Genomic DNA, 7,474 nt, shown 5'->3' with positions numbered 1-7,474 from the left:
CAGGGTAAAGCCTTTTTGGTTACTTTTTCGGCGTCTGGAAAAAGTGACCCGCCGTAAGGGCGGAACCCTAAGCAGCCATCACCGCAGCAACGGATATACACCCAAAACCCAAAAACTCCAGAAAACAAAAAGGCGCCCGAAGGCGCCTTTCGCTTACAACAGGCCGTCAGGCCATCTCAGCGGTAGTCTCAAAGTCAAAGGTCAACTCACCATCCTTGATGTCGATGTGAACCACACCGCCATGCTCGGCCAGCTCGCCAAACAGAATCTCCTCCGCCAACGGACGCTTGATCTTGTCCTGAATCAGACGCGCCATCGGACGCGCACCCATCGCCGAGTCATAACCACCCGCCGCCAACCAACTGCGCGCCGCATCAGTAACCTCAAGCAACACACGCTTGTCTTCCAGCTGCGCCTGAAGCTCGGTAAGGAACTTGTCCACCACACTTTTGATGACCTCATGACTGAGGCGACCAAACTGGATAATGGTGTCCAAACGGTTACGGAACTCCGGCGTGAAGCTCTTCTTGATCACTTCCATCGCATCAGACGAGTGGTCCTGATGAGTGAAACCGATCGAAGCACGCGCCGCCGTTTCGGCACCGGCGTTGGTCGTCATGATCACGATCACATTGCGGAAATCCGCCTTGCGCCCGTTGTTATCGGTCAGCGTGCCGTGATCCATGACCTGCAGCAGCAGGTTGAAGACTTCCGGATGCGCCTTCTCGATTTCATCGAGCAGCAATACGCAATGCGGTTGCTTGGTGATCGCTTCGGTCAACAGACCGCCCTGATCAAAACCGACATAGCCTGGAGGCGCACCAATCAGACGCGATACGGTGTGGCGCTCCATGTACTCGGACATGTCGAAGCGAACCAGCTCGATCCCCAAGGCCTTGGCCAATTGCCGCGCAGCCTCGGTTTTACCGACACCGGTCGGACCTGCGAACAGGAACGAACCGACTGGCTTATCCGGCGACTTGAGGCCGGCACGGGACAGCTTGATCGCAGTCGACAGCGAATCGATCGCGGCGTCCTGACCAAACACCGTCAGCTTCAGGTCACGCTCCAGATTACGCAGCAGTTCCTTGTCGGAACTGGTGACGTGCTTCGGCGGAATTCGCGCGATCTTCGCCACGATGTCTTCGACCTGTGGCACTTCAATGCGCTTCACACGCTTTTCGACCGGCTGCAGACGCTGGTAGGCCCCCGCCTCGTCGATCACGTCGATGGCCTTGTCCGGCATATGCCGGTCATTGATGTAGCGCGACGCCAGTTCAGCAGCGGCGCGCAACGACTCATCGCTGTATTCGATGTTGTGGTGCGCTTCAAAACGCCCTTTCAGGCCGCGCAGGATGCCGATGGTGTCTTCCACCGACGGCTCGACGACATCGACTTTCTGGAAGCGCCGTGCCAAGGCACGATCCTTCTCGAAGATGCCACGGAATTCCTGGAACGTAGTCGAACCGATGCAACGAATGTCGCCAGACGACAGCAGCGGCTTGAGCAGGTTCGAGGCATCCATGACGCCACCGGAAGCAGCGCCGGCACCAATAATGGTGTGGATCTCGTCGATGAACAGGATCGCCTGCGGACGCTTTTTCAGTTCATTGAGCAGCGCCTTGAAGCGCTTCTCGAAATCACCGCGATACTTGGTGCCCGCGAGCAGAGCACCAAGGTCGAGCGAGTAAACGACGCTGTTGGCCAGCAGATCCGGCACCTGGTTGTCGACAATGCGCTTGGCCAGACCTTCGGCAATCGCGGTTTTACCCACACCTGCCTCACCGACCAGCAGCGGATTGTTTTTGCGCCGACGCGCAAGAATCTGCGCGACACGCTCGACTTCCGATTCGCGGCCGACCAACGGATCGATGCGACCCTGGCGCGCGAGTTCGTTGAGGTTGCTGGCATAAGCATCCAGAGGATTGCCTGAGGAAGAAGACTCACCGCCCTCGTCGTCCTGCATATCTTGTTCACCTTCAGAGTGATCGCCATGCCCCGGCACTTTGGAAATGCCGTGTGCGATGTAATTGACGACATCGATGCGCGCAACGCTCTGCTGTTTCAGCAGGAACACTGCCTGACTCTCTTGCTCACTGAAGATTGCAACCAGCACATTGGCGCCAGTCACTTCGCGTTTGCCCGAGCTCTGTACGTGGAAAACAGCACGTTGCAGTACACGCTGGAAGCCCAGGGTTGGCTGGGTTTCGCGATCTTCGTCATGAACGGGGATCAATGGCGTGGTGGAGTCGATGAACTCCTGCAGGTCATGCTTGAGTTTGTCGAGGTTTGCGCCGCAGGCACGCAAAACGGTGGCGGCAGCCTCATTGTCCAATAGGGCCAGCAGCAGGTGTTCGACGGTCATGAATTCATGACGTTTCGAACGAGCCTCCTTGAAGGCTAGATTGAGGGTGACTTCGAGCTCGCGGTTTAACATAGCTTCACCTCATACCCAAGTGGTCGGCGATTAACCGTCCTTCTCGATTTCACAGAGTAGCGGATGCTGGCTTTCCCTGGCGTACTGGTTGACCTGCATGGCCTTTGTCTCGGCGATGTCGCGGGTAAACACTCCACATACTGCCCGCCCTTCTGTGTGGACGGCCAGCATGACCTTGGTCGCCAGCTCGCGATTCAGGTTAAAAAACACCTCGAGCACTTCGACGACGAAATCCATCGGTGTGTAGTCATCGTTGAACAAAACCACCTTGTACATCGGCGGCGCCTGTAACGCAGGCTTTGCTTCCTGAACAGCAACGCCTGCCGAATCGTCGTCGTGCTCCTGTGGAAGATCCTTTTGGAGAAGCGGGCGATCCTGATTGAATGTTAGTCGAATCTGGCTGATTGCATGCATGGAAAGAAAGGTTCGTCAGTTGTGCAAATACAGTGGTGGGGGCGGTTGTTCACGTTTTCAACTCCGACTGCCCGGTCACCTTGACTATCGGGAAAACGGTGTTACAACCAATAGAGCCCACAGTGGGTAAAAAAGATCCGCGGAGTCAATCCTTTTAACGGATTAGATTGCGGATGACTTGGATGATACTCCAGCGATGGAGTCTGTTGCAGAGGGATTTGAGCATGGCTGTCGGCAAGGTGAAATGGTTCAACAATGCCAAGGGGTTCGGTTTCATCAACACCGATACCCATGAGGGTCGCGATGAGGATGGCAAAGAGATCGATTTCTTTGCGCACTACTCCGCCATTGAGATGGACGGGTATAAAACCCTGAAAGCGGGACAGCAGGTGAAATTCGACATCGTGCAAGGCCCGAAAGGCCTGCATGCGATAAAAATTGAGAATGTCCCGGCCGCGCCGGCAACAGATGCAGCCTCGGCCGCCGCTCTGGCGCAATCGGTCACCAGCTAAAACCAGTTTATCGCCTGCCAGAAAAAAACCGCCCGACTCGATCATTCGAGTCGGGCGGTTTTCGCATGCCTGCGATGCTTACATGTGTTTGATCAGCGCCTCACCGAAGCCCGAAGAAGACACCAGCGTGGCGCCTTCCATCAGACGTTCGAAGTCGTAGGTCACGGTCTTGGCCTTGATCGCGCCGTTGGTGCCTTTGATGATCAGGTCTGCCGCCTCGGTCCAGCCCAGGTGGCGCAGCATCATCTCGGCCGACAGAATCACCGAACCCGGGTTGACCTGGTCCTTGCCGGCATATTTCGGCGCAGTGCCGTGGGTGGCCTCGAACATGGCCACGGTGTCGGACAGGTTGGCGCCCGGCGCGATACCGATACCGCCCACTTCCGCCGCCAGCGCGTCGGAGAGGTAGTCACCGTTGAGGTTCAGGGTGGCGATCACATCGTATTCGGCCGGGCGCAGCAGGATCTGCTGGAGCATGGCGTCGGCGATGGCATCCTTGACGATGACTTCACGCCCGGTTTTCGGGTTCTTGAACTTCATCCACGGGCCGCCATCGAGCAGCTCGGCACCGAATTCTTCCTTCGCCACCTCGTAGCCCCAGTCCTTGAAGGCACCTTCGGTGAACTTCATGATGTTGCCCTTGTGCACGATGGTCAGCGACTTGCGATCGTTGTCCACGACATATTGCAGGGCCTTGCGCACCAGGCGCTTGGTGCCTTCTTTGGAAACCGGCTTGATGCCGATGCCGCAATCCTGGTCGAAACGGATCTTGGTGACGCCCATTTCTTCTTTGAGGAACTTGATGACCTTGGTGGCTTCAGGGGAGCCGGCCTTCCATTCGATCCCGGCATAAATGTCTTCGGAGTTCTCGCGGAAGATCACCATGTCGACGTCGCCGGGCTTTTTCACCGGGCTTGGCACACCTTCGAACCACACCACCGGGCGCAGGCATACATACAGATCGAGTTGCTGACGCAGGGCCACGTTCAGCGAGCGGATACCGCCACCGACCGGCGTGGTCAGCGGGCCTTTGATGGAAACCACGTAATCCTTGACCGCGTCCAGTGTTTCCTGGGGCAGCCAGGTGTCCTGGTCATAGACCTGAGTCGCTTTTTCGCCAGCGTAGACTTCCATCCAGGAAATCTTGCGCTTGCCTCCGTAGGCTTTCTCTACGGCAGCATCAACCACTTTGATCATCACAGGGCTGACGTCGACGCCAATGCCGTCACCTTCAATGAAGGGGATGATCGGGTTATCAGGAACATTGAGAGAATGGTCTGCATTGACGGTGATTTTGTCGCCGACGGCTGGAACCTGAATCTTCTTGTAACCCATGCTGAACTCCATTGTTTGGATTGAACATCTGGCTTGGTTCGAGCGTAACCCAGTTAAATCAACACGCAAACCCTCTGTTCACGGCGCGAGCACATCTGGTTTCGTACAAGCCTGAAAGCAAAGGGAAAAGCGCCAAACTCAAGCATTCGCGACGACTCTACGCCCCACCCTGCCCTGCGACCTTTAGACCAATGGACGAGATTCGTTGCATATGAACCATCGGCAGATTGCCAGCTACCTATGTATAATGCCGCCCGCTGACCACAGGGTCACGACGGCTGGCCTCTCTAGCACGAGACTTTCCGCCTGATTGGTCGGGTTGTTACCGCAGTCCGACTGCTTGACGCTCTACTGATGCACCCAACATCACCGCGAAGAATCTCGACATTCGGTTCATGGATGACTTTGAACGAACGCGCTTACCCGGCGCCCCTCGAGTTTCTGCGCACGCTTTAGCAAAGAAGAGAGAGTTAATCCGAATATGCCCACCCGCTCGAAGATCATCTATACCTTCACCGACGAAGCTCCAGCCCTCGCCACCTATTCCCTGCTGCCGATCATCGAGGCTTACACCGCCTCGGCCGATATCGCCGTGGAAACCCGCGATATCTCTCTTGCAGCGCGCATTCTGGCCAGCTTCCCCGAGCAACTGGGTGACAAAGCCGTAGCCGACCACCTCGCCGAACTGGGCGACCTGGCCGTTACGCCTGAAGCCAACATCATCAAGCTGCCGAACATCAGTGCTTCGGTGCCACAGCTGCAAGCCGCGATCAAAGAGCTGCAAGCTCAGGGTTACAACCTGCCGGACTACCCGGAAACCGTGACCAGCGACGCCGACAAAGACGCCAAGGCGCGTTACGACAAGGTCAAGGGCAGCGCCGTGAACCCGGTTCTGCGTGAAGGCAACTCCGACCGTCGCGCTCCGCTGTCGGTTAAAAACTATGCTCGCAAGCACCCGCACAAAATGGGCGCCTGGGCCAAAGACTCCAAGTCCCACGTCGCTCACATGAGCACCGGCGATTTCTACGGTAGCGAAAAAGCTGCCCTGATCGACGCCGCTGACGCTGTGAAGATCGAGCTGATCGCCAAAGACGGCACCGCGACCGTCCTGAAAGAAAAAACCACCGTTCAGGCTGGCGAGATCCTCGACTGCGCTGTGATGAGCAAAAACGCTCTGCGCGCGTTCATCGCTGCTGAAATCGACAGCGCCAAGGCGCAAGGCGTGCTGCTGTCGGTGCACCTGAAAGCGACCATGATGAAGGTCTCCGACCCGATCATGTTCGGCCAGATCGTTGCCGAGTTCTATAAAGACGCACTGACCAAGCACGCTGACGTGCTGGCCCAGATCGGCTTCAACCTGAACAACGGCATCGGCGATCTGTACGCGCGCATCAAGGCCCTGCCGGCCGAGCAGCAAGCACAGATCGAAGCTGATATGGCCGCGGTCTACGCCGCTCGTCCGTCGCTGGCGATGGTCAACTCCGACAAAGGCATCACCAACCTGCACGTGCCGAGCGACGTTATCGTCGACGCCTCGATGCCAGCGATGATCCGTGACTCCGGCAAGATGTGGGGCACCGACGGTCAGTTGCACGACACCAAGGCTGTGATCCCGGATCGTTGCTACGCGACCATCTACCAGGCTGTGATCGAAGATTGCAAAGCCAACGGCGCTTTCGATCCGACCACCATGGGCAGCGTGCCAAACGTTGGTCTGATGGCGAAGAAAGCCGAAGAGTACGGCTCGCACGACAAGACCTTCCAGATCAAGGCTGACGGCGTCGTTCGCGTGACCGACAGCAAAGGCACCCTGCTGATGGAACAGGCCGTTGAAGCCGGCGACATCTTCCGCATGTGCCAGACCAAAGACGCGCCGATCCAGGACTGGGTCAAACTGGCCGTCAACCGTGCCCGCGCAAGCAGCACCCCGGCTATTTTCTGGCTGGACCCGATGCGCGCTCACGACGGCGTAGTGATCGAGAAAGTTCAGGCTTACCTGAAGGATCACGACACTGCCGGTCTGGACATCCAGATCATGGCGCCGGTCGACGCCATGAAATACACCCTGCAGCGCACCCGCGAAGGCAAGGACACCATCTCGGTGACCGGCAACGTACTGCGCGACTACCTGACCGACCTGTTCCCGATCATGGAACTGGGCACCAGCGCCAAGATGCTGTCGATCGTGCCGCTGATGAACGGCGGTGGCTTGTTCGAAACCGGTGCCGGCGGTTCGGCTCCGAAGCACGTGCAGCAACTGGTTGAAGAGAACTTCCTGCGCTGGGATTCGCTGGGCGAGTTCCTCGCACTGGCGGCGTCCCTTGAGCATTTGGGTGTGAACTACAACAACCCGAAAGCACTGGTTCTGTCCAAGACCCTGGATCAGGCCACCGGCCAGTTCCTCGACAACAACAAGTCGCCATCGCGCAAAGTCGGCAACATCGACAACCGCGGCAGCCACTTCTACCTGGCGCTGTACTGGGCTCAGGCCCTGGCCGCCCAGACCGAAGACGCTGCACTGCAAGCGCAGTTCGCGACCCTGGCCAAAACCCTGACCGAGAACGAAGCAACCATCGTTGCCGAGCTCAACGCCGTTCAGGGCAAGCCAGTGGACATCGGCGGTTACTACCACGCCGACGCCGAGCTGATCAGCAAGGCCATGCGCCCAAGCGCAACCTTCAACGCGGCGATTGCTGCGCTGGTTTAAGGTTGTAAAGGGAACATCACAAACCCCGGCCCAGCGCCGGGGTTTGTGTTTCCGGGTTTTATGATCACC

5 protein-coding genes are annotated in these 7,474 nt (G+C 57.6%); 2 read left to right on the top strand and 3 right to left on the bottom strand.

The window, feature by feature from the left end; all coding sequences use genetic code 11:
• Positions 1-166: 166 nt before the first annotated feature.
• Together clpA and clpS are read right to left on the bottom strand one after the other, a co-directional pair.
• Positions 167-2,437, bottom strand: coding sequence for an ATP-dependent Clp protease ATP-binding subunit ClpA (gene clpA / locus AC3WMT_RS28950; RefSeq protein WP_103306784.1), 2,271 nt, complete (start codon positions 2,435-2,437; stop codon positions 167-169).
• Between the two features lie 30 nt (positions 2,438-2,467).
• Entirely contained in the window at positions 2,468-2,851 is a 384-nt protein-coding gene (clpS, locus tag AC3WMT_RS28945) for an ATP-dependent Clp protease adapter ClpS (protein ID WP_011334948.1), read from the bottom strand.
• 224 nt (positions 2,852-3,075) lie between these two features.
• Between clpS and AC3WMT_RS28940 the strand changes: the two genes are divergently transcribed.
• Positions 3,076-3,363 (top strand): cold shock domain-containing protein, encoded by a 288-nt coding sequence (locus tag AC3WMT_RS28940; RefSeq protein WP_103306785.1) that lies wholly within the window; start codon positions 3,076-3,078, stop codon positions 3,361-3,363.
• Positions 3,364-3,441: 78 nt separating this feature from the next.
• On the opposite strand, the gene icd is transcribed toward AC3WMT_RS28940, so the two are convergent.
• Positions 3,442-4,698 (bottom strand): NADP-dependent isocitrate dehydrogenase, encoded by a 1,257-nt coding sequence (icd, locus tag AC3WMT_RS28935; protein ID WP_095192705.1) that lies wholly within the window; start codon positions 4,696-4,698, stop codon positions 3,442-3,444.
• A 481-nt stretch (positions 4,699-5,179) separates the two neighbouring features.
• Between icd and AC3WMT_RS28930 the strand changes: the two genes are divergently transcribed.
• The gene (locus tag AC3WMT_RS28930; RefSeq protein WP_103306786.1) at positions 5,180-7,405 is read left to right on the top strand and encodes an NADP-dependent isocitrate dehydrogenase; all 2,226 of its coding nucleotides are present in this window, start codon (positions 5,180-5,182) and stop codon (positions 7,403-7,405) included.
• Positions 7,406-7,474 lie beyond the last annotated feature (69 nt).

The organism is Pseudomonas sp. FW305-7, from assembly GCF_058786735.1.
Note: the sequence above shows the minus strand (reverse complement) of the source record. Positions and strands in the feature narration are given on the sequence as shown.

Excerpts from the sequence above, each read along its gene's own strand:
- clpA (WP_103306784.1), bottom strand. The coding sequence starts at position 2,437 with ATGTTAAACCGCGAGCTCGAAGTCACCCTCAATCTAGCCTTCAAGGAG.
- clpS (WP_011334948.1), bottom strand. The coding sequence starts at position 2,851 with ATGCATGCAATCAGCCAGATTCGACTAACATTCAATCAGGATCGCCCG.
- AC3WMT_RS28940 (WP_103306785.1), top strand. The coding sequence starts at position 3,076 with ATGGCTGTCGGCAAGGTGAAATGGTTCAACAATGCCAAGGGGTTCGGT.
- icd (WP_095192705.1), bottom strand. The coding sequence starts at position 4,698 with ATGGGTTACAAGAAGATTCAGGTTCCAGCCGTCGGCGACAAAATCACC.
- AC3WMT_RS28930 (WP_103306786.1), top strand. The coding sequence starts at position 5,180 with ATGCCCACCCGCTCGAAGATCATCTATACCTTCACCGACGAAGCTCCA.